The sequence below is a fragment of the Micromonospora sp. MH99 genome, assembly GCF_021442385.1.
Lineage (GTDB): Bacteria > Actinomycetota > Actinomycetes > Mycobacteriales > Micromonosporaceae > Micromonospora.
This window is the reverse complement of the sequence record NZ_MUZA01000070.1, coordinates 13,612-32,096: the sequence shown is the minus strand read 5'-3', so window position 1 is coordinate 32,096 and position 18,485 is coordinate 13,612. Positions and strand designations below refer to the sequence as shown.

Genomic DNA, 18,485 nt, shown 5'->3' with positions numbered 1-18,485 from the left:
CGTACGAGGGCGGGCCGGCCGGCTGGGGCCGGGGCGGCGGGGCGTCGGCGAGCGCCGCCGCGGTGCCTGCTCCGCGTACCTCCCCGGAGTCGGGGGCGGGCCGCGCGGTCGTACCGGCATCGGACGCCGAGTCGGCCGCCAGCGCGGCGAGCCGCGCCTCGGCGAGCGCCTCGGTGCCGCTGGCCAGCCGCGTGATGCCCCCGGCCGACCAGGCCATGCGGCCGACCAGCGCCGCCACGCCACAACCCCGGGTGTACGGCCGCCCGGCCCGACCCGAGTCGGACAACGAGCCGGAGCAGGCGGCACCGGAGGCGTTCCAGGCCGACCCGGCGCCCGAGCGTTCGGGCATGCCCGACTGGCAGCAGGACGCCGGCCGCCAGGCCACGCCCGACTGGCAGCAGGACACCGGCCGCCCGGCCACGCCCGACTGGCAGCAGACACCGGAGCGTCAGGGCCCGCCGGACTGGCAGAACGGGCCGGATCGGCAGGGCTTCCCCGGTTGGGGCGACGATTCGCCGTCCGAGCCGCAGTTCGACGACCGGGAACGGTCGTCGGCGCCCAACGGGTTCGGCGAGCCCCCCTCGGCCGCTGCCGCGCCGCCGGCGTTCCCACCCGGTGTGCCGTCCTTCGTCGACGCGCCCGGCAACAACCGGCCGGTGAACGGCACTCGACCGCAGTCCGGCGGTGATCGCCCAGCCGACCGCTTCGGCGCACCGGCCGCCGGCGCCGCCGCGGTGAACGGAGCGCCGGGCTTCGGTGCCCCGGCCATCGAGCAGGCGCCGGGTGGTCAGTTCGGGGCCTTCCCGCCGCCTCAGCAGCCGGTGCCGTCCTGGGGCCAGGAGGCCACCGAATCGGACCAGGGCCGCTTCGACTCCTTCAAGCCGGAGGCGGACGAGCCCAAGGCGGAGCCTCCGGTGCCGAAGGTGCGCAACGGTCGGGTCCTGGCCGCGGTGTTGGTCGCCGCCGTGCTGATCCTGGCGGTGCCGCTCGGCCTGCTGATGCTGCTCGGCAAGTTCAGCGGTGGGGACGACTCACCGGCCTTCGACCCGGCGGTCGGCACCTGCGTGAAGCAGGCAGGCCAGGGCGCTTCGGCGGTGGACTGCGGCGAGGCCGGCGCGTTCACGATCGTTTCCAAGGTGGACGCCAAGGACAAGTGCGCCGACCCCGCGCAGCCCCACGTGGTGCTGCCCGGCGAGGGCACCAACCGGGTGCTCTGCCTCAAGCCGGCCACCAAGTAGGACGCATCGACGGCGGGGCCACGGGCAACCGTGGCCCCGCCGTTCTGTGCGTGGACGCGCAGGGACGGTCGGCTCGTCGATGCTGCATCGACGAGCCGCCCCTGGCCGCACCTTCGTTGGTGCCTGTCGAGCTGCCCCGAATATGGGGCGGATCAAGACCGGTAACCCCGCCCCAGACATGGGGCAGCTCGACAGGTGACGGGTGGCAGAGCGGCGCCCGTCCCGCGGGCCGACTCACCAGGGCCATCCGCCGCACCCGCCTCGACCGGCCAGCACCACAGCCAGCGTGGCCCGCGACGGCCTGTCGTCCGGGTCACGGCGGGCGGGCCCGCGAGGCGTGGCAGGCTGACAGGCATGGGAACGACAGCGCGCGTACGGGCACCCGAACTACGGGGCCGGCAGTGGCTCAACACCGGCGGCAAGGACCTGACCCTGCAGGATCTGCGCGGCAAGATCGTCCTCGCTGATTTCTGGACCTTCTGCTGCATCAACTGCCTGCACGTGCTCGACGAGCTGCGGCCGCTGGAGGAGAAGTACGGCGACGTGCTCGTCGTGATCGGCGTGCACTCGCCGAAGTTCGAGCACGAGAAGGACGCCGACGCGCTTGTCGCCGCCGTCGAGCGGTACGGCGTGCACCACCCCGTACTCGATGACCCCGAGCTGGACATGTGGCAGCAGTACGCGGCCCGGGCCTGGCCGACCCTGTCGGTGATCGACCCGGAGGGTTACGTGGTGGCCACCATGGCCGGCGAGGGCCACGCCGAAGGGCTGGGCCGGCTGATCGACGAGCTGATCGCCACCCACGAGGCGAAGGGCACGCTGCACCGGGGCACCGGCCCGTACGTCCCGCCGCCCGCGCCGGAGACCGCGCTGCGCTTTCCGGGCAAGGCGGTGCTGCTGCCGGACGGCAACCTGCTGGTCTCGGACTCGGCCCGGCACTCCCTGGTCGAGGTGGCCCCGGACGGCGAGACGCCGGTTCGCCGCATCGGCTCGGGCGAGCGGGGTCGGGCCGACGGGCCGGCCGAGGCGGCGACCTTCTCGGAGCCGCAGGGCCTCTGCCTGCTGCCCACCCACGTCGCCGAGGTGGCCGGCTACGACCTGGTGGTCGCCGACACCGTCAACCACCTGCTGCGCGGCGTGCGGCTGGAGTCCGGCGAGGTGGTCACCGTGGCCGGCAGCGGCCGGCAGTGGCGTGCCTCGGTCGACGACCACGCGCACGACGCGCTCTCCGTGGACCTGTCGTCCCCCTGGGACCTGGCCTGGTACGACGACAAGCTGATCATCGCGATGGCGGGCATCCACCAGCTCTGGTGGTTCGACCCGATCAAGCGGACCGCCGGCATGTACGCGGGCACCACGGTGGAGGCGCTGCGCGACGGCCCGTTGGCCGAGGCGTGGATGGCGCAGCCGTCGGGGCTGTCCGTCTCCGCCGACGGTGCCCGGCTCTGGATCGCCGACAGCGAGACCAGTGCCGTCCGGTACGTCGAGAACGGGGTGCTGGGCACCGCCGTCGGGCAGGGGCTCTTCGACTTCGGGCACGTGGACGGCCCGGCCGAGTCGGCGCTGCTCCAGCACCCGCTGGGGGTCTGCGCGCTGCCGGACGGCTCGGTGCTGATCGCGGACACCTACAACGGCGCGGTGCGTCGCTTCGACCCGGCCAGCAACCAGGTGTCCACGGTCGCGGACGGGCTGGCCGAGCCGAGCGACCTGGTGCTCACCCCGGCCGGTGAGGTGCTGGTGGTGGAGTCCGCCGCGCACCGCCTGACCCGGCTGGCGCCCGGAGCGCTGTCGGCGGCCGGTGCGAGCACCGTCGACGGCCCCCGGCACCGCACCGAGCGGAAGCCGACCGACGTGGCGGCGGGCGAGGTCACCCTGGACATCGTCTTCACGCCCGCGCCGGGGCAGAAGCTGGACGAGACGTACGGGCCGTCGACCCGTCTGGTGGTGTCCGCGTCCCCGCCGGAGCTGCTGCTGGACGGCGCCGGCACCGGCACCGAGCTGTCACGTCGGCTGGTGCTCAACGGCGAGGCGACCGGCGGGGTGCTCCAGGTGACCGCCCAGGCGGCGACCTGCGACGCGGACGTCGAGCACGCGGCCTGCCACCTGACCCGGCAGGACTGGGGCGTCCCGGTGCGGGTGGTCGACGGAGCGGCGTCCCGGCTCCCGCTGGTCCTGCGCGGCCTGGACGCCTAGGCGGCGAACGGGGCGAGCGGGACGTCGGCGTCGATCAGGGAGGCGCGGACCAGCTCGGTGGCGGAGACCGCCCCCGGTGTGTCCCCGTGTACGCAGATCGACTCCACCGGGCAGGGGACCACTGTGCCGTCCACCGCCACGACGGTCCGTTCGGTGGCCATCCGTACCGCCCGGGTGGCCACCTCCTCCGGATCGGTGATCAGCGCGCCGGGTGCGCCGCGCGGCACCAGCGACCCGTTGGGCAGGTAGCCGCGGTCGGCGAACGCCTCGGCGACCACCGGCAGGCCCGCCCCGACGGCGAGCTGGGCGAGCACCGAGCCGGGCAGGCAGAGCACGGGCATCTCGGGGTCGTGGCCGCTGACGGCGGCGACCACCGCCGCCGCCTGGGACTCGTCGGTGGCGGCCGCGTGGTAGAGCGCGCCGTGGGGCTTGAGGTAGCGGACCCGGGTGCGAAAGAGCCGGCAGAAGGCGTCCAGCGCGCCCAACTGGTAGGTGATCTCGTCGCGCAGTTCGGCGAAGTCGTACGCGATGCGTCGCCGGCCGAAGCCGGCCAGGTCCCGGTAGCCGACCTGCGCGCCCACCGCGACGCCGCGCTTCGCCGCGCCCTCGCAGACCCGCCGCATGGTGGACGGGTCACCGCCGTGGAAGCCACAGGCCACGTTGGCGGAGGTCACCAGGTCCAGCAGCGCGTCGTCGTCACCGAGCCGCCAGATGCCGAATCCTTCGCCGAGGTCAGCGTTGAGGTCCATGGAATCTGACGGTAGTACCTGGCCGGGCCTGCGCGAGCTGGGTCACGTCGGTGACCACCCCGATGACCGGGTAACCGCCGGTGGTCGGATGGTCGGCGAGGAAGATCAGGGGTTGGCCGTCCGCCGGCACCTGTACCGCCCCGAGCACGATGCCCTCGCTGGGCAGTTCGCCGGCGACCGCGCGGGGCAGGGCCGCGCCGGCGAGCCGCGCGCCGACCCGGTTGCTGACCGGGCTGACGGTGTACGCGGTGCCGAAGAGCAGGTCGAGCGCGCTCGAGGTGAACCAGTCGTCGCGGGGTCCGAGGCGCACGCTCAGGCGCAGTTCGGTCGCGGGTGCCGGGCCGACGGTCACGTCCACCGGCGCGGGTTCGGCCAGCGGCACGCCCAGCGGCAGCCGGTCGCCGTCGCGCAGCACGGGCGGGCCGAGCCCGGCGAGGGTGTCGGTGGCGCGGCTGCCGAGCACCTGCGGTACGTCGATCCCGCCGGCCACGGCGAGCCAGCTCCGTACGCCCCGACGGGCGGGGCCGACGCGCAGCACGGTCCCGGCCGGGACGGTGAGCGGGCGGCCGGTGTCGCCCGGGCGGTCCCCGGCGCGGACCGCCACCTCGGCGCCGGTGATCGCCACGGTGGCGGCGTGGGTCAGCCGCAGTGTGCAGCCGGTCAGGGTGATCTCCAGGCCGGCGGCCTGCTCGGCGTTGCCGACCAGCCGGTTGGCGAGCCGCAGGGCGGTCGGGTCGAGGGCGCCGGAGCGGGGTACGCCGAGGTGCGCCCAGCCGGGCCGACCCAGATCCTGCACGGTGGTGAGCGCGCCCGCGCGGAGCACCTCGATCGCTGCGGGCCGGGTCACGTCGCCACCATCCGGACGCGGGTGCCGGGGCCGAGCCGGGCGGGCGGGTCGACGTCGACGTCGAAGAGGGGCAGGTCGGTCCGGCCGACCAGCAGCCAGCCGCCGGGGGATGCGCTGGGGTAGATGCCGGCGTACGGGCCGGCCAGGGCGACCGAGCCGGCCGGCACCCGGGGGCGGGGAGTGGGCAACCGGGGCAGCGCCAGCTCGGTGGGGAGCCCGGTCAGGTAGGGGAAGCCGGGAGCGAACCCGCAGAACGCGACCCGGAACCGGGTGCCGGTCAGGCGGCGCAGGACGGCCGGCACGTCGACGCCCCAGTGGTCGGCGACGACCGGCAGGTCCGGCCCGTCGAACTCGACAGGCACGACGACCTCCGCGCCGGAGCCGCCGCCGCTGGTCGTGTCACCGCCGCCGGCGCCGGCCGCGATGCCGTGACGTTCAGTGGCGGCGGCGGCGACCGCTGGCGTCCAGCGGGACAGCAGGGCGGCGGTGGCGGTGGGGTCGGGCAGGCCGTCGAGCAGGACGGTGCGGGCCCCCGGCACGATCTCGACCGCGCTCAGGTCACCCTGCTCGCGGCGGCGCCACAGCTCGGCCCGCCACGCTTCGACCACTGCCGCCTCGGGAATGTCGGCCGGGGCGGTGCAGTCGAGCAGCAGAGCGTGGGCACCGGCGGGTCGGATCCGCATCCGCTCATCCTCGCCGACGCCGTGCCGGCACGGTGTCCACGGTGACGGTGCTCGGTGTCACCGGCCTGACTACTTGAAAGTAACCTACGGTGCCGTAACCTGATGTCGTGACCACCTCCGCCCCGCTTCGTCTGAAGCCGGTCGACATCGGCAAGCCCCGGATGCGCGGCTGGCTGCACACGTACGCCTTCTTCGTCGCCGTGGTCGGCGGCATCGTGCTCTGCTCGATCGCCGCCACCCGACCGGGCTGGGCACCCCTGGTGAGCTGCGTCATCTACAGCCTGACGGTCTGCGGGCTGTTCGGCACGAGCGCCCTGTACCACCGTCGTGTGTGGTCCGAGCGCGGCTACCAGGTGATGCGCCGGATGGACCACTGCATGATCTTCGTGTTCATCGCCGGCACGTACACCCCGCTCTGCGTCATGCTCCTCTCGAGCGGGCAGGCCACCTTGATGCTGGCCCTGGTCTGGGGTGGCGCACTGGCCGGTGTGGCGCTCAAGATGATCTGGCCACACGCGCCGCGCTGGGTCTCCGCGCCGCTCTACCTGGCGCTGGGCTGGGTGGCGGTGGCCATGCTGCCGCAGATCCTGCATGGCGGCGGGGTCGCGGCGCTGGTGCTGCTCATCGTCGGTGGGGCCATCTACAGCGTCGGCGCGGTCTTCTACGCGCTGCGCCGGCCCAACCCGTGGCCCACCGTCTTCGGCCACCACGAGTTCTTCCACGCCTGCACGCTGCTGGCCGCGCTGTGCCACCACATCGCGATCTACTTCGCGCTGTTCGCCTGAGGCAGACCCCCCACAGGGCACCGCTGTTCGCCTCAGGCCGACGCCCACAGACGCGAGCCGGGGCCCCGCCACGCTGCGGGACCCCGGAGTGTGCGGGCGAGGGATCAGACGGGGCGACCCGGCCGACGCACCTCGCGGTACTCCTGCACGACCTGGTCGTTCTGGACGGGAACGACCCGGTCGGCCACCACGCGCTCTTCGCGGACCGGGGCGGCGACCACCGTGCGACGGCGGCTGTTCCAGAAGTAGAGGGTGGTGAGCAGGCCGGCGACACCGGCGAGCATCAACACCCAGCCGACGACGGCCAGGTTCAGCCAACCCAGGTCGGCCTCCACGGCGAACGCGAAGATCGCGCCCAGCGCGATCAGGAAGATGCTGCCACCAATGCCCATGTCTCGCTCCTCGGCTCTTACCAGGCGTACGGTCCGCCGCGGCCGTTGATAGGGGTGCGGCATCCCTGGACTTACCCCGGCAGGAAGATCGCCAATCGGGCAAGCTGGTGGTATGACGGACAGCCATGCCGAGACGCGGACACTGGTGTTGCTCCGGCACGCCAAGGCCGAGCAGGGCAGCGAGGGCACTGACGACGCCGAGCGCCCGCTCAGCGCCCGCGGGGAGGCCGACGCGGCGGCGGCCGGCGCGTGGCTGGCCCACCACGATCTGCTGCCCGACGTGGTGATCTGCTCGACGGCCCGGCGCACCCGCCAGACCTGGCACGGGGTGGCGATGGGGATGGCCGGTTCGCCGCCGGAGGGTGGGCCGACCGGTCCCCGCCCGACCGTCCGCTACGAGCCCGGCGCGTACGACGCCCACCCCGAGGAGCTGTTGTCGCTGGTCCGTACCGCCGATTCGGCGGCTCGGGTCGTGCTGCTGATCGCCCACAATCCAGGTGTCTCGCTGCTGTCCGCGTTTCTCGACCCGGAGACTGCGGACGAGGAGGGGCTACGGACCGCCGAGCTGGCGGTGCACCGCAGCGTGTCCGCGTGGACTGAGTGGGGCAGAGGCGGGGCGCCGGTCGCGCAGCGGTACACCGCACGCGGCTGAGCCACCCGCCGCGCGTGACGGGTGGCTCAGGCGTACGTCCTCAGGCGTGCGTGGGTCAGGACGGCGGCGCGGTCGGCGGCGGGGGGTCCGGCGGTGGTGGCATCATCGCCGTCGGATGGGACAGCCGGTTCTCCTCCACGATGAGGGTCCGGGCCCGCTTGCGCCGGTCCTGCCAGAACCAGAGCGTGGTCAGCAGCACGGCCAGCCCGGCCAGGATGAACACCCAGCCGACCGCGCGCAGGTCTATCCACCAGACGTTGGCCCTGATCGCGAAGGTCATGATCGCGCCGAGCGCGATGAGAAAGATGCCGCTTCCTACACCCATGTGCGCTGCACTCCCCCGTGCGGTGGCTCTGGGCGTTCCCTTTCGTGGTCACGGCGGGTTACCCGCCACGGCACCGGCATACCCGACCGGGCTCAGCCAATGTCCCGGACGTGAAGCCGACGACGGCCGGCGGGGCGATTGCCCCACCGGCCGTCGGTGTCGGCGCCGGGTGGTGCGACCCGGAACCGCTCACGCGTGCCGTGGCACGGTCAGAAGGCCTCCTCCGGGAGGTCCATGATGTCGAGGTCGGTGCCCTCGATGATCCGCCGGTCGGCACCGATGCGCGGCAGCACCTCACGGGCGAAGAATCGGGCGGCGGCCACCTTGCCGGTGTAGAACGCCTTGTCGGTGGCGGAGACCTCGCCGGCCAGCGCCTTGAGCGCGACGTCTGCCTGCTTCTGCAGCAGCCAGCCGACGACCAGGTCGCCGATGGCCAGCAGGAACCGCCGGCTGCTCAGGCCGACCTTGTAGAGCGCGCGGGTGTCGCCACCCTGTGCCTCGCCCAGCCAGCCGGTCATCGTGCCGAGGATGTTCTGGATCTCGGCGAGCGCCTTGCCGAGCGCCTGCCGCTCCTCCTTGAGCTGGCCGTTGCCCGCCTCGGAGGAGATGAACTCCTGGATCTCGGCGGCGACCGCCATCAGCGCCTTGCCGTTGTCCCGGACGATCTTGCGGAAGATCAGGTCCAGGCTCTGGATGGCAGTGGTGCCCTCGTACAGCGTGTCGATCTTGGCGTCCCGGACGTACTGCTCCAGCGGGTAGTCCTGCAGGAAGCCGGAGCCGCCGAAGGTCTGCAGTGCCTCGTGGCCGAGCATCTCGTAGGCCCGCTCCGACCCGACGCCCTTGACCAGCGGCAGCAGCAGGTCGTTGACCCGCTTGGCCAGCTTGGTGGCCTTCTCGTCGCCGGCCGCCTCGGCGATGGCCACCTTGTCCTGCCAGGTGGCGGTGTAGAGGACCAGGGCACGAAGACCCTCGGCGTACGACTTCTGCAGCAGCAGCGAGCGGCGGACGTCCGGGTGGTGGGTGATGGTGACCCGCGGGGCGGTCTTGTCCGCCTGCTGGACCAGGTCGGCGCCCTGCACCCGGCTCTTCGCGTACTCCAGGGCGTTGAGGTAGCCGGTGGAGAGGGTCGCGATGGCCTTGGTGCCGACAAGCATCCGGGCGTACTCGATGATCATGAACATCTGCCGGATGCCGTCGTGCTTGTCGCCGAGCAGCCAGCCCTTGGCCGGTACGCCGTGCCCACCGAAGGTCAGCTCGCAGGTGTTGGAGACCTTCAGGCCCATCTTGTGCTCGACGTTCGTGGTGTAGACGCCGTTGCGCTCACCCAGCTCGCCGGTGGTCTCGTCGAAGTGGAACTTGGGCACCACGAAGAGGGACAGGCCCTTGGTGCCGGGGCCACCGACGCCCTCCACGCCGACCGGGCGGGCCAGCACGTAGTGCACGATGTTGTCGGTCAGGTCGTGCTCGCCCGAGGTGATGAAGCGCTTCACGCCCTCGATGTGCCAGGAACCGTCGGGCTGCTGCGTCGCACGGGCCCGACCGGCGCCGACGTCCGAGCCGGCGTCCGGCTCGGTGAGCACCATGGTCGAGCCCCACTGCTTGTCGATGAAGAGCTTGGCCCACTTCTTCTGCCGCTCGGTGCCCTCGACGTGCAGCACGTGCGCGAAGGACGGGCCGGAGGCGTACATCCAGATCGGAGCGTTGGAGCCGAGCACCAGCTCGGCGAGTGCCCACCAGAGCGCGCGGGGCGCGTTGGTGCCGCCCAGCGCGGGCGGCAGGTCCAGGCGCCAGAACTCGGAGTCCATGAACGCCTGGTACGACTTCTTGAACGACGCCGGCAGTGGGGCGGTGTGCGTGGCCGGGTCGAAGACCGGCGGGTTGCGGTCGCTGTCCGTGTAGCTGGCGGCCAGGTCCTCGCGGGCGAGGCGGTCCAGCTCGGCGAGGAAACTGCGGGCGGTGTCGGCGTCGAGTTCCGAATAGGGCTCCTGGCCGAACGCCCGGTCCGCCCCGAAGACCTCGAACAGGTTGAACTCGAGGTCCCGCAGGTTGCTCTTGTAGTGGGTCATGCTCGCTGGCCCCGCTTCCGGACAGGTGTTACCGATCAGTAACCCCAACTGTATTACTCGCGGGTAGGCAGCGACAAGCCGATCACGTAAGTGACGGCGATTACACAGTTGCGCGCCGGAAGCCCGCTCAGCTCTCGGCGGCGCCGACTTCCCAGCTCGGCACCGCCGACGTCGCGCCCGTACGGGCACCGACGTACTCCATCAGGACCAGGGCGATGTCGTCGTCCAGGTGGCCGTGCACCCACTCGACGAGGGCCGTCTCCAGCGACGCGAGCCCATCGGCGACCGTGCCGTGCCCCAGCAACCGCCACGCCCGGTCGGCGGTGGGGAAGAACTCACCGTCCCGCCGGGCCTCGCCGAGACCGTCGGTGAACAGGAGCAGGCGGTCGCCGGGCTCCAGGCGTTCCACGCGGGGGCGCACCACCGGCATGAACCCGAGGGGCGGCGCCGGCGCCGGCGGCTCCAGCGGGATGACCGCGCCCCGGCGCAGCAGCAACGGCGACGGGTGCCCGCAGTTGACGATCGTGAGCGTCCCGCCCCGCTCCTCCACCAGCGCGGCGGTCACGAAGTCCTCGTCGCCGACGTTGCGGGCCACCGCGCGGTCCAGGTCGGCCACGACGGCCCGCAGGTCGGCCCGCTCGTAGGCCACGTGCCGGTACGAGCCGAGGACGATGCTGGCCAGCCGAACCGCATCCAGGCCCTTGCCGCGGACGTCACCAATGATCATGCGGACGCCGTACGGGGTGTCGATCGCCTCGTACAGGTCGCCGCCGATCTCGGCCGTGGCGGTGGAGGAGATGTAGCGACCGGCCACCGAGAGCATGCCGACCTGCGGTCCGAGCGGGCGCAGCACCGCCTGCTGGGCCACCGAGGCCAGCTTGGTCAGCTCGGCGATCTGCTCCGCCTGCCGCTGGCGGATCGAGGCCACCGCCACGGCCAGCGCGCTCGCGACCGCGACGCCGAGCACGTTGACCGAGGTCACCAGCATCATCCTCGGGTCCACCAGGGCGAAGCCCACCCCGATCAGAGTCGCCGCGGCACCCACGCCCAGCACCACCCGCCAGGCGGCCAGGGCGGCGGCCAGGATCGGAGCCGCCGCTAGAAGGGCGACGTAGTGCACCCGACGCCCGTCGGCCAACTCCAGCCCCGACACGATCGCGAGCAGGGCGAGGGCCGCGCCGAGGCCGGCGCGGGATCCGGGGCTCAGCGGGCTACGGCCCGACTGGAGGAGTCGCGTGGGTACGAGGGACAGCATGCCTGATGGACGTGAACCGGTGAATGAACCTGGCCCGTCGTCTGAGGATGTTCTGTCCGGCCGGCCCAGGCTCGCAGCCGGATCGGTACTCCCGGCTGCGATCAGCCCAGGACCTCGTAGCGGACGGTGAGCGCGCCCACGTCGGTCGAGGCGATTGTCGCGAACGCGGCGCGGGACAGGTCCAGGCAGCGACCGTCGATGAACGGGCCACGGTCGTTGATGCGCACGACCACCGACTTGCCGCTGCTCGGGTTGGTCACCCGGACCTTGGTGTTGAACGGCAGCGTCTTGTGCGCCGCGGTCAACTCGTTCGGGTTGAACGACTCGCCGTTGGCGGTCAGCTGCCCGTCGGAGTAGAAGGAGGCGCCACACGAGCCGCTCTCCAGCACCTTCGCCGCCGCCGTGGTCTTCTTCGCCGTCGGGCGCGGCTTCGGCGACTCGGTGCGGGCCTTACCCCGGGAGGCGGCCTGCGGCGACCGGCTGGCGGACGGGCTCGCCGTCACGCTCGGCGAGGCGCTGGCGCTGGCGCTCGGCGACGCGGTCGGGGAGCTGGGGGCGAGGCTGGCGGGGGCGGTGGTCGGGGTGAGGTCGAGAGTCGTCTGACCCGGCTGCCCGGAACCCGAGGTCAGCTGGACGGCACCGACGGTGCCACCGACGGCGAGGGCGACGCCGACCGCCGCGGTGGCCGCGATGCCCGCCGGAGAGGAGAAGATGCGGGTACGGGAGTGCCTGCCTGCCACCGGCCCGGTCCTTTCGTCGACTGAACAAACCGGGTCGGACCGTAACGAGAGAAGCACTTCCGAAGTCAACGTGATCATGGTGGTATGCCGGTATTTGCCCTGGTACGTATAGCCGATCATCCGAGCCGGGGTAGGTCGACCGGCCCAGGTGCTGACGCACCGCCCGACCGTGCCGCACGATGGACGGATGCCCGCTGAGCTGACCGAACGCCTGGCCGCCCTGTTCCGGTGGATCGACCCCGGCCCGGACGCCAGCCACCTGGTCAGCGACATCTCCGGCTGGTGGCGCGACCCCACGGTGCTGGCCGAGCTGGGACCGGCCCTGGTGGCGCCGTACCGGGCCGCCCGGCCGACCGTGGTGCTCGCCCCGGCGGTCACCGGCCTGCTGCTCGGGCCACTGGCCGCCACCGCCCTCGGGGTCGGCTTCGTGGCCGCGCACAAGCCCGGCGACGGGAGGTTGCCAGCCGGCCCGCTCACCTGGGCGCAGAGCCCGCCGGACTACCGGGGCCGGCGCGTCGACCTGGCCGTCCGGGACCGGCACCTCGACGCCGGCGACCGCGTTCTGGTGGTGGACGACTGGGTACGCACGGGCGCCCAGCTCCACGCCCTCTACGACATCTGCGCCAAGCGCGGCGCACAGGTGCTCGGCACCGCGGTGGTGGCCGTCGACTGCCCGCCCGAGACCGCCACCGCACTGCGGATCACCGGCCTGATCGCCGCCACGGATCTGCCGGGTTGACCTGAAGTCCACTTCACCTTCGACGATCGACGCATGAGCGACGGAATTCTCGACGAGGCGTACGAGCGGCTGCACCGCACCGGACCCGAATACGAGGGCTGGCTCTCCAACCACGGCCCGATGGCAGTCGAGGCGCTGGCCCGGCACGGGCACGGGCAACGGGTGCACCGCTGGCTGGACGACTACCTCACCCGGCTCGACGAGCTGCCCCGCGGCCTGCGCCCGATCGACGATTGGCGGGCGGCGCTGGGCGACGCGAAGCGGGCCGGTGACTGGCTGGCGTACTTCGACCGGCACCTGCGCGAGCAGCCGTGGCGGGACGTGCTCGGCACCTGGTGGCCCCGACTGCTGCCGGGCATCGCCGCCGGCGCCACGCACGGGGTGATCCGGGTCGGGCACGCCGTACGCGCCCTGCACCTGCACGACGCGAACCCGCAGCGGCTCACCGAACTGGGTCAGGCCCTCGGCTACTGGGCCGCCCGCTGGCAGCCGGTGCCCGGCGCCGACCGGCTGCTCGCCTCGGTCCCGTCGACCACCCCCGAGGCCCACCCGGACACCGCGGGACCGGACGTGGCCGCCGCGCTGGCCGGGGTGCCCCGGATCGACGACCAGACCGGGGGCATCCGGGATCGGCTCGGTCGGCTGGTGGGCGTACCCCGATGGGAACCGGCGCTCGCGGCGCTGCGCCCCGCGCGGACGCCGGCCGAGGCGGAGCGCGGGCTCGTCTCGCTCGTGCACCGCGCCGGCCTCGACTACCTGCGCTTCGCTCACGCGGAGCCGGTCATGCTGGTGCACGCGGTCACCGCGCCGACCGCCGTGCTGCGCACACTGCCGGCACTGGACCGGGCGTTGTGGGCGCCGAGCCTCGCCGCGGCCTGGGCCGCGACGGCGGCCGTGACATCGGTGTACGCCCCGACCGCCGCGATCGCCCCGCCGTCGGTGACCGCCGCGACCCCGGCGGAGGTCTTCGCCCGTGCGGCCCGACACGGCGACGCGCATGTGGTCAAGCTCGCCGACGCGGTCCTCGACGCGCACGCGGCCAGCGGTGACCAGCGGCTGCTCGACGCAGCGGGCTACGCCGGGCAGCTGATCTGAGCGGCGCCGGACGAATTGCGGCGACGGCGCCGGCCGCGCTGGCCTAGCCTCGGCAGGATGTGGCCTCGGATCGGTGATCTGCGCACGCTCGCCCTCGGCACCCCCGGCGAGCTGCGGGCGACCCTGAACACCCTGGTGCTGGCCGGCGTGAAGACCGCGACGGCCGGTCGGCTCGCCGAGTACGCCGAGGAGGGCGAGGAGTTGGAGCAGGTCGGCGAACGGCTCGCGCTCGTCGACGACAACGATGCGCTGGCCGGCGTCGTCGAGATCACCGGGGTCGAGGTGGTGCGCTTCGGCGACGTGCCCTGGGAGTTCGCCCGCGCCGAGGGCGAGGGTGACCGGTCGATCGAGGAGTGGCGGGCCGGGCACTCGGCCTACTGGGCGCGGCTCGGCACCCCCGTCGACGACGACGCCCCGATCGTCTGCCTACGCCTGCGCCTGGTCTCCGGCGGCGAGGGCGGCGTGGCCACCGGAGACCTCGGCACCTGAGCCGGCGCTAGCCGCGCAGCTCGGGCAGGAGTCGGGTCGCCACGTCGGCCAGGACGGCCTCGTCGCCGGCGTACCAACTGCTCTCGCGTGGCCAGTGCGTCACCACGTCGGTGAAGCCCAACTCGGCGGCCCGGCCGACCTGATCGGCGAAGAACTGCGCGCTGCTGAGCGAGAACACCGGGGCCGCGTCCATCGACAGGTAGCGGTCCAGCGTCGCGGGGTCGCGGCCGGCCTCGTCCAGCGTCCGGTCCATCCGGGCCGACAGCGCCGACACCGTGCCCCACCAGCCCTCCACGTCGTCGGCCTCGGTGCCGGTGGTCACCCAACCCTGACCGAACCGGGCCACCAGCCGCATCGACCGTGGACCGTTCGCGGCCACCACGAACGGCACACGGGGCTGCTGTACGCAGCCGGGATTGTTGCGGGCGTCCACCGCCGAGAACCAGTCCCCACGCCAGGTGGTGCCGTCCTCCCGCAGGATCAGGTCGAGCAGTTCGGTGAACTCGGCGAACCTGTCGACGCGCTGGCGCGGCGGCAGCGTCTCGCCGCCCAGCACCGCCGAGTCGAAGCCGATGCCGCCCGCGCCCAGGCCGAGCAGCAGCCGGCCGCCCGAGACGTCGTCCACAGTGGTGATCTGCCGGGTGAAGGCGGCCGGGTGCCGGAAGTTCGGCGACGCCACGAGCGTGCCCAGCCGGATCCGGGACGTCACAGTGGCGGCGGCGGTCAGCGTGGCCATCGAGTCGAACCACGGGCCGTCGACCAGGTCCCGCCAGCCCAGGTGGTCGTACGTCCAGGCGTGGTCGAAGCCCCACTCGTCGGCCTGCCGCCAGCGACGCTGCGACTGGACCCAACGCTGGTCCGGGAGGATCACGATGCCAATCCGCATGATCGCCAGCCTAGCCGCGTCCGATACACCTGCCTTAGCATCCCGATGATGCGAAGGACGCCGACGGTGGTGCGACAGGCGACCCGGTCCGACGTGCCTGCGCTGGTGGAGTTGCGCCGGGCCAACGCCGAGGCGCACCTCGCGCTGGACCCCGACGTCTACCGGCTGCCGCAGCGCGAGGCAATCGTCAGCCACTTCACCACGGTGCTGGGCGACCGGGCCGGCGGGGACGCCATCCTCGTCGCGGAACACGACGGACAGATCGTCGGGATGGTCGAGGTGCTGCGCCTTCCCGAGCCGCCCGCACATCAGATCCTGCGCCCGCAACCGTCGGCGCAGATCCACACGGTGGTGTCGAGCGCCGCCCGGGGACTCGGGATCGGCTCGGCGCTGCTCGACGCGGCGGCCCGGTGGGCGACCGAGAACGGAATCACGAGCCTGTCGGCAGGCATCCACCACCGCAACGACGGCGCGGTGCGCTTCTACAGTCGCCACGGCTACGCGCCCTCGGGCACCCTGCTCAACAAGCCCTTGTGTGTCCCAGGTCACAATCCTGCACCGTAGGGGCGTCCTGATCGGCTCCGACCTCGTTGCGAGCAGGCACCCGATGGGCGCCGCCCGAGGAGAGGGACGAAGCGACATGACGAAGGTGACCGCACAGCTGTCGGTGTCGGTGGACGGCTTCTACGCCGGCCCGCTGTTCGACGGCGACGGCGACTGGATCGACTCGGCCGAGAGCGCAGCCTTCTTCCGGGTCACCCGCTGGGCGACCGAGGCGATGGCGTGGCGCGAGCGGCTGGGCTTCGCCGGCGGCGAGCAGGACGCCAACTCCGACGTGATGGCCGAGACGTTCGACGCGGCCGGCGCGTACGTCATGGGCCGGCGGATGGCGGACGGTGGTGAGGTGCCCTGGGGCGAGGAGCCGCCGTTCCGCGCGCCGGTCTTCGTCGTCACGCACCGACCCCGCGAGACCCTGCTGCGCGGTGGCGGCACCAGCTTCACCTACGTCACCGACGGCGTGGCCAGCGCCGTCGAACAGGCCCGCGCAGCGGCCGGCGGCAAGAACGTCGCAGTGGCCGGAGGCGGCAGCCTGGTGCGGCAGGTGCTCAAGGCCGGCCTGCTCGACGAGTTGGAACTGCACGTCGTACCGGTGGTGCTCGGCACCGGCCTGCGGCTGTTCGACGCGGACCTCGACCTCGCCGACAAGGAGGCCATCGAACTGACGCCCACCCGGGTCATCCCCACCCCGCAGGTCACCCACATCCGGTACGAGGTGAGCGGTCGCGCCCCGCTCGTGCTCGACGACCGGGGCCGCGGCGGCGGCCCGACGGCGACCGCGAACTGACCCGCGCCTTCATCAGCCTCACGAGGAGCTTTTCATGCCACAACTGTTGCGGGTGCAGTGCTTCAACGTCTCACGGGACGGGTTCGGCACCGGGGAGGGGCAGAGCCTGGAACGGCCCTTCGGCCACGCGGACCCCACCCCGCTGTTCTCCTGGCGGTCCGCCACCGCCAGCTTCGTGTACCGCACCGAGCCGGGCGGCACACGGGGGCTGGACGACTACCTGACCCGCGACGCCGAGTGCAACATCGGCGCGGAGATCATGGGCCGCAACAAGTTCGGCCCCCAGCGTGGCCCCTGGGAGAATCACGAGTGGCAGGGCTGGTGGGGCGACAACCCGCCGTTCCACACGCCGGTCTTCGTGCTCACCCATCACGTACGGCCGTCGTTCAGCCTGTCCGACACCACGTTCCACTTCCTCGACGCCAGCCCCGCCGAGGCGCTGGCCCAGGCCAAGCAGGCGGCGGACGGTCGGGACGTACGCCTCGGCGGCGGGGTGGCCACCATCCGCGAGTTCCTCGAGGCCGACCTGGTCGACACGATGCACATCGCCGTCGCGCCCGTCGACCTCGAGCGCGGCGAGCGCCTGTGGGAAAGCCCCGACGAGCTGCTCGACCGCTTCCACCTGGAGTCGGTGCCCAGCCCCAGCGGAGTCACCCACCTCCTGTTCTGGAGACGGTGACCCGCGTTGTTTCGGGGACGATGACTCCCAGCCGATCTACAGGCGGGACAGCACCAGCAGCCGGTTGCCGTCCGGGTCGGTGACCCGGGCGGACCGCTCGCCCCAGGGCTGGTCGACCGGCTCCTCGGTGACCGTCGCGCCGCCCGCGCGCAGAACGTGCACGGCCGCGTCGCAGTCGTCGGCGTACACGCACAGCTCCCAACGGCGCGACAGGGCAGGATCTCCGGCATGCGGGTCGGCGGCCAGGCCCAGTTCGCTGTTGCCCAGCCGCAGGGCCACGAACTCCGGCTCACCGTCCTCGGGAAACCGGTAGGTCAGCTCGAACCCGAGCACGTCCCGGTAGAACCCGATCAGTCGCGGCAGGTCGGGCGTCGTCACGATGGGGAAAGCCTCGGTGAACACGCGACCACCTCCTGCTCGGACCCTAACGGGTACAACAAGCCGGCCAATCCCCCACCAACGGCTGCCCACCACAGATCTTGGACATTTTCCGTTCTGTCTGAACGGAAACTGTCCAAGATCTGCGGGCTCGCACTGCCGCGCGCTTCCTGAGATCGCTCACGAGCGAGTGCGTGTCCTCGACTCCCGCTACGTTCCGTAGGGCTTGGCGGAGGTCGCGACCCAGAACAGCAACACGATCGACGCGACAACCCCGGCGACCGCGATGAGGACGGTGACCAGGGCCGCGCGAGGCGAGTTGCGTCGGCGCAGTTCCCACGCCGCGGTCAGCTGGAACAGCAACGCGAACATCTCGAAGAAGGCGAGCCAGAGGAAGCCGAAGAGGCTCAGCATCCCCTCGGGGAGGTCGCGGCCCTCAGCCATCTGGATGCCGCCCCAGGCGGCGGCCACCCAACACGGTGCGGCCAGCCCGGCGAGCACGTACACCGCCCGGTAGGAGACAGGGCCGGAACCGTCGGGTGGCACAGCGGGCCAGCGGGGTGTCTGCGACGGAAGCATTCCCGGACGCTAACCGCGCAGCTCTGCCGGGAGAATCGGCCGACGGGGCCGGGGCTCCGCGTCGATGAGTCTTCGACTCAGCGCAGGCGGCCGGGCAGCACGCTCCTCGGCGCGGCCGGCCGCAGCAACGTCGAAGGCCCTGACCGGGACTCGCGTCCTGGTCAGGGCCTTGATCGTGGAGCGGGTGACGGGAATCGAACCCGCACTGTCAGCTTGGGAAGCTGATGTTCTGCCATTGAACTACACCCGCAGGCGGCACCACTGTACCCGAGTCGTCGAACCGGTGCACCCAGCCACCCCTGCGCGCCGGCGGGACGCCCTCGCCTCGGAAGAAGTTTCCTCGCGGCAACATATGGCCATTCTCAAATGC

General features: G+C 72.5%; 20 protein-coding genes, 1 tRNA gene and 1 pseudogene. 10 read left to right on the top strand and 12 right to left on the bottom strand.

Features of this window, described 5'->3' with window-relative positions; all coding sequences use genetic code 11:
* Both B0E54_RS26880 and B0E54_RS26875 read left to right on the top strand, forming a co-directional pair.
* A pseudogene (locus tag B0E54_RS26880) lies at window positions 1–1,238 on the top strand (hypothetical protein); the annotation flags it as partial.
* 354 nt (window positions 1,239–1,592) lie between these two features.
* Window positions 1,593–3,431 carry an NHL domain-containing thioredoxin family protein gene (locus B0E54_RS26875; RefSeq protein WP_234588972.1) on the top strand — a complete coding sequence of 613 codons (1,839 nt, stop codon included), beginning with the start codon at window positions 1,593–1,595 and terminating at the stop codon, window positions 3,429–3,431.
* Here the strand turns inward: B0E54_RS26875 and B0E54_RS26870 are convergent.
* Genes B0E54_RS26870 through B0E54_RS26860 form a run of 3 tightly spaced genes read right to left on the bottom strand, consistent with a single transcriptional unit; the run spans window position 3,428 to window position 5,710 of the window.
* Window positions 3,428–4,180, bottom strand: coding sequence for a LamB/YcsF family protein (locus B0E54_RS26870; protein ID WP_234588971.1), 753 nt, complete (start codon window positions 4,178–4,180; stop codon window positions 3,428–3,430). The two genes, B0E54_RS26875 and B0E54_RS26870, sit on opposite strands and share 4 nt — an antisense overlap.
* Window positions 4,164–5,027 (bottom strand): biotin-dependent carboxyltransferase family protein, encoded by an 864-nt coding sequence (locus B0E54_RS26865; protein WP_234588970.1) that lies wholly within the window; start codon window positions 5,025–5,027, stop codon window positions 4,164–4,166. Before B0E54_RS26865 ends, B0E54_RS26870 begins: the two co-directional genes overlap by 17 nt.
* Window positions 5,024–5,710 carry an allophanate hydrolase subunit 1 gene (locus B0E54_RS26860; protein ID WP_234588969.1) on the bottom strand — a complete coding sequence of 229 codons (687 nt, stop codon included), beginning with the start codon at window positions 5,708–5,710 and terminating at the stop codon, window positions 5,024–5,026. The genes B0E54_RS26865 and B0E54_RS26860 overlap by 4 nt, the downstream gene beginning before the upstream one ends.
* Window positions 5,711–5,817: 107 nt before the next feature.
* Between B0E54_RS26860 and B0E54_RS26855 the strand changes: the two genes are divergently transcribed.
* A complete protein-coding gene (locus B0E54_RS26855; protein WP_234588968.1) occupies window positions 5,818–6,495 on the top strand; it encodes a hemolysin III family protein in 678 nt (225 codons plus the stop codon).
* A 104-nt stretch (window positions 6,496–6,599) separates the two neighbouring features.
* Here the strand turns inward: B0E54_RS26855 and B0E54_RS26850 are convergent, their stop codons facing one another.
* Entirely contained in the window at window positions 6,600–6,887 is a 288-nt protein-coding gene (locus B0E54_RS26850; protein WP_234588967.1) for a DUF6458 family protein, read from the bottom strand.
* Window positions 6,888–6,999: 112 nt separating this feature from the next.
* Between B0E54_RS26850 and B0E54_RS26845 the strand changes: the two genes are divergently transcribed.
* Window positions 7,000–7,539: a histidine phosphatase family protein gene (locus B0E54_RS26845; RefSeq protein ID WP_234588964.1), complete on the top strand. Its 540-nt coding sequence runs from the start codon at window positions 7,000–7,002 to the stop codon at window positions 7,537–7,539.
* Window positions 7,540–7,594: 55 nt separating this feature from the next.
* Here the strand turns inward: B0E54_RS26845 and B0E54_RS26840 are convergent, their stop codons facing one another.
* The 4 genes from B0E54_RS26840 to B0E54_RS26825 form a co-directional block, all read right to left on the bottom strand.
* Window positions 7,595–7,864, bottom strand: coding sequence for a DUF6458 family protein (locus B0E54_RS26840; RefSeq protein ID WP_007454197.1), 270 nt, complete (start codon window positions 7,862–7,864; stop codon window positions 7,595–7,597).
* A 209-nt stretch (window positions 7,865–8,073) separates the two neighbouring features.
* Window positions 8,074–9,930: an acyl-CoA dehydrogenase gene (locus B0E54_RS26835; RefSeq protein WP_234588962.1), complete on the bottom strand. Its 1,857-nt coding sequence runs from the start codon at window positions 9,928–9,930 to the stop codon at window positions 8,074–8,076.
* Window positions 9,931–10,057: 127 nt separating this feature from the next.
* Window positions 10,058–11,185, bottom strand: a complete 1,128-nt coding sequence (locus tag B0E54_RS26830; RefSeq protein ID WP_234588960.1) for a PP2C family protein-serine/threonine phosphatase — start codon at window positions 11,183–11,185, stop codon at window positions 10,058–10,060.
* Window positions 11,186–11,286: 101 nt separating this feature from the next.
* Complete coding sequence (locus B0E54_RS26825; RefSeq protein ID WP_234588958.1) at window positions 11,287–11,925, bottom strand: septal ring lytic transglycosylase RlpA family protein; 639 nt, start codon at window positions 11,923–11,925, stop codon at window positions 11,287–11,289.
* Between the two features lie 187 nt (window positions 11,926–12,112).
* Between B0E54_RS26825 and B0E54_RS26820 the strand changes: the two genes are divergently transcribed.
* Genes B0E54_RS26820 through B0E54_RS26810 form a run of 3 tightly spaced genes read left to right on the top strand, consistent with a single transcriptional unit; the run spans window position 12,113 to window position 14,248 of the window.
* Window positions 12,113–12,664, top strand: a complete 552-nt coding sequence (locus B0E54_RS26820) for a phosphoribosyltransferase family protein (RefSeq protein WP_234588956.1) — start codon at window positions 12,113–12,115, stop codon at window positions 12,662–12,664.
* A gap of 33 nt (window positions 12,665–12,697) precedes the next feature.
* Window positions 12,698–13,759, top strand: a complete 1,062-nt coding sequence (locus B0E54_RS26815; RefSeq protein ID WP_234588954.1) for a questin oxidase family protein — start codon at window positions 12,698–12,700, stop codon at window positions 13,757–13,759.
* Between the two features lie 57 nt (window positions 13,760–13,816).
* Complete coding sequence (locus B0E54_RS26810; RefSeq protein ID WP_234588952.1) at window positions 13,817–14,248, top strand: ASCH domain-containing protein; 432 nt, start codon at window positions 13,817–13,819, stop codon at window positions 14,246–14,248.
* Between the two features lie 7 nt (window positions 14,249–14,255).
* On the opposite strand, the gene B0E54_RS26805 is transcribed toward B0E54_RS26810, so the two are convergent.
* Complete coding sequence (locus B0E54_RS26805) at window positions 14,256–15,134, bottom strand: LLM class flavin-dependent oxidoreductase (RefSeq protein WP_234588949.1); 879 nt, start codon at window positions 15,132–15,134, stop codon at window positions 14,256–14,258.
* Between the two features lie 48 nt (window positions 15,135–15,182).
* On the opposite strand from B0E54_RS26805, the gene B0E54_RS26800 reads away from it, so the two are divergent.
* The 3 genes from B0E54_RS26800 to B0E54_RS26790 all read left to right on the top strand — a co-directional run bounded on the left by B0E54_RS26800 (window position 15,183) and on the right by B0E54_RS26790 (window position 17,158).
* Window positions 15,183–15,698: a GNAT family N-acetyltransferase gene (locus B0E54_RS26800; protein ID WP_234588947.1), complete on the top strand. Its 516-nt coding sequence runs from the start codon at window positions 15,183–15,185 to the stop codon at window positions 15,696–15,698.
* Window positions 15,699–15,774: 76 nt separating this feature from the next.
* Window positions 15,775–16,479 (top strand): dihydrofolate reductase family protein, encoded by a 705-nt coding sequence (locus tag B0E54_RS26795; RefSeq protein ID WP_234588945.1) that lies wholly within the window; start codon window positions 15,775–15,777, stop codon window positions 16,477–16,479.
* 34 nt (window positions 16,480–16,513) lie between these two features.
* Window positions 16,514–17,158: a dihydrofolate reductase family protein gene (locus tag B0E54_RS26790; RefSeq protein ID WP_234588943.1), complete on the top strand. Its 645-nt coding sequence runs from the start codon at window positions 16,514–16,516 to the stop codon at window positions 17,156–17,158.
* A gap of 36 nt (window positions 17,159–17,194) precedes the next feature.
* On the opposite strand, the gene B0E54_RS26785 is transcribed toward B0E54_RS26790, so the two are convergent.
* The 3 genes from B0E54_RS26785 to B0E54_RS26775 all read right to left on the bottom strand — a co-directional run bounded on the left by B0E54_RS26785 (window position 17,195) and on the right by B0E54_RS26775 (window position 18,365).
* Window positions 17,195–17,560, bottom strand: coding sequence for a VOC family protein (locus B0E54_RS26785; RefSeq protein WP_234588941.1), 366 nt, complete (start codon window positions 17,558–17,560; stop codon window positions 17,195–17,197).
* A 186-nt stretch (window positions 17,561–17,746) separates the two neighbouring features.
* Window positions 17,747–18,115, bottom strand: a complete 369-nt coding sequence (locus tag B0E54_RS26780) for a hypothetical protein (RefSeq protein ID WP_234588938.1) — start codon at window positions 18,113–18,115, stop codon at window positions 17,747–17,749.
* Between the two features lie 176 nt (window positions 18,116–18,291).
* Window positions 18,292–18,365, bottom strand: a tRNA-Gly gene (locus B0E54_RS26775).
* Window positions 18,366–18,485 lie beyond the last annotated feature (120 nt).

Bases quoted from the DNA above. Each gene is read 5' to 3' on its own strand.
- B0E54_RS26875 (WP_234588972.1), top strand. From the start codon at position 1,593: ATGGGAACGACAGCGCGCGTACGGGCACCCGAACTACGGGGCCGGCAG.
- B0E54_RS26870 (WP_234588971.1), bottom strand. From the start codon at position 4,180: ATGGACCTCAACGCTGACCTCGGCGAAGGATTCGGCATCTGGCGGCTC.
- B0E54_RS26860 (WP_234588969.1), bottom strand. From the start codon at position 5,710: ATGCGGATCCGACCCGCCGGTGCCCACGCTCTGCTGCTCGACTGCACC.
- B0E54_RS26850 (WP_234588967.1), bottom strand. From the start codon at position 6,887: ATGGGCATTGGTGGCAGCATCTTCCTGATCGCGCTGGGCGCGATCTTC.
- B0E54_RS26845 (WP_234588964.1), top strand. From the start codon at position 7,000: ATGACGGACAGCCATGCCGAGACGCGGACACTGGTGTTGCTCCGGCAC.
- B0E54_RS26840 (WP_007454197.1), bottom strand. From the start codon at position 7,864: ATGGGTGTAGGAAGCGGCATCTTTCTCATCGCGCTCGGCGCGATCATG.
- B0E54_RS26835 (WP_234588962.1), bottom strand. From the start codon at position 9,930: ATGACCCACTACAAGAGCAACCTGCGGGACCTCGAGTTCAACCTGTTC.
- B0E54_RS26830 (WP_234588960.1), bottom strand. From the start codon at position 11,185: ATGCTGTCCCTCGTACCCACGCGACTCCTCCAGTCGGGCCGTAGCCCG.
- B0E54_RS26820 (WP_234588956.1), top strand. From the start codon at position 12,113: ATGCCCGCTGAGCTGACCGAACGCCTGGCCGCCCTGTTCCGGTGGATC.
- B0E54_RS26815 (WP_234588954.1), top strand. From the start codon at position 12,698: ATGAGCGACGGAATTCTCGACGAGGCGTACGAGCGGCTGCACCGCACC.
- B0E54_RS26810 (WP_234588952.1), top strand. From the start codon at position 13,817: ATGTGGCCTCGGATCGGTGATCTGCGCACGCTCGCCCTCGGCACCCCC.
- B0E54_RS26805 (WP_234588949.1), bottom strand. From the start codon at position 15,134: ATGCGGATTGGCATCGTGATCCTCCCGGACCAGCGTTGGGTCCAGTCG.
- B0E54_RS26800 (WP_234588947.1), top strand. From the start codon at position 15,183: ATGCGAAGGACGCCGACGGTGGTGCGACAGGCGACCCGGTCCGACGTG.
- B0E54_RS26795 (WP_234588945.1), top strand. From the start codon at position 15,775: ATGACGAAGGTGACCGCACAGCTGTCGGTGTCGGTGGACGGCTTCTAC.
- B0E54_RS26790 (WP_234588943.1), top strand. From the start codon at position 16,514: ATGCCACAACTGTTGCGGGTGCAGTGCTTCAACGTCTCACGGGACGGG.
- B0E54_RS26780 (WP_234588938.1), bottom strand. From the start codon at position 18,115: ATGCTTCCGTCGCAGACACCCCGCTGGCCCGCTGTGCCACCCGACGGT.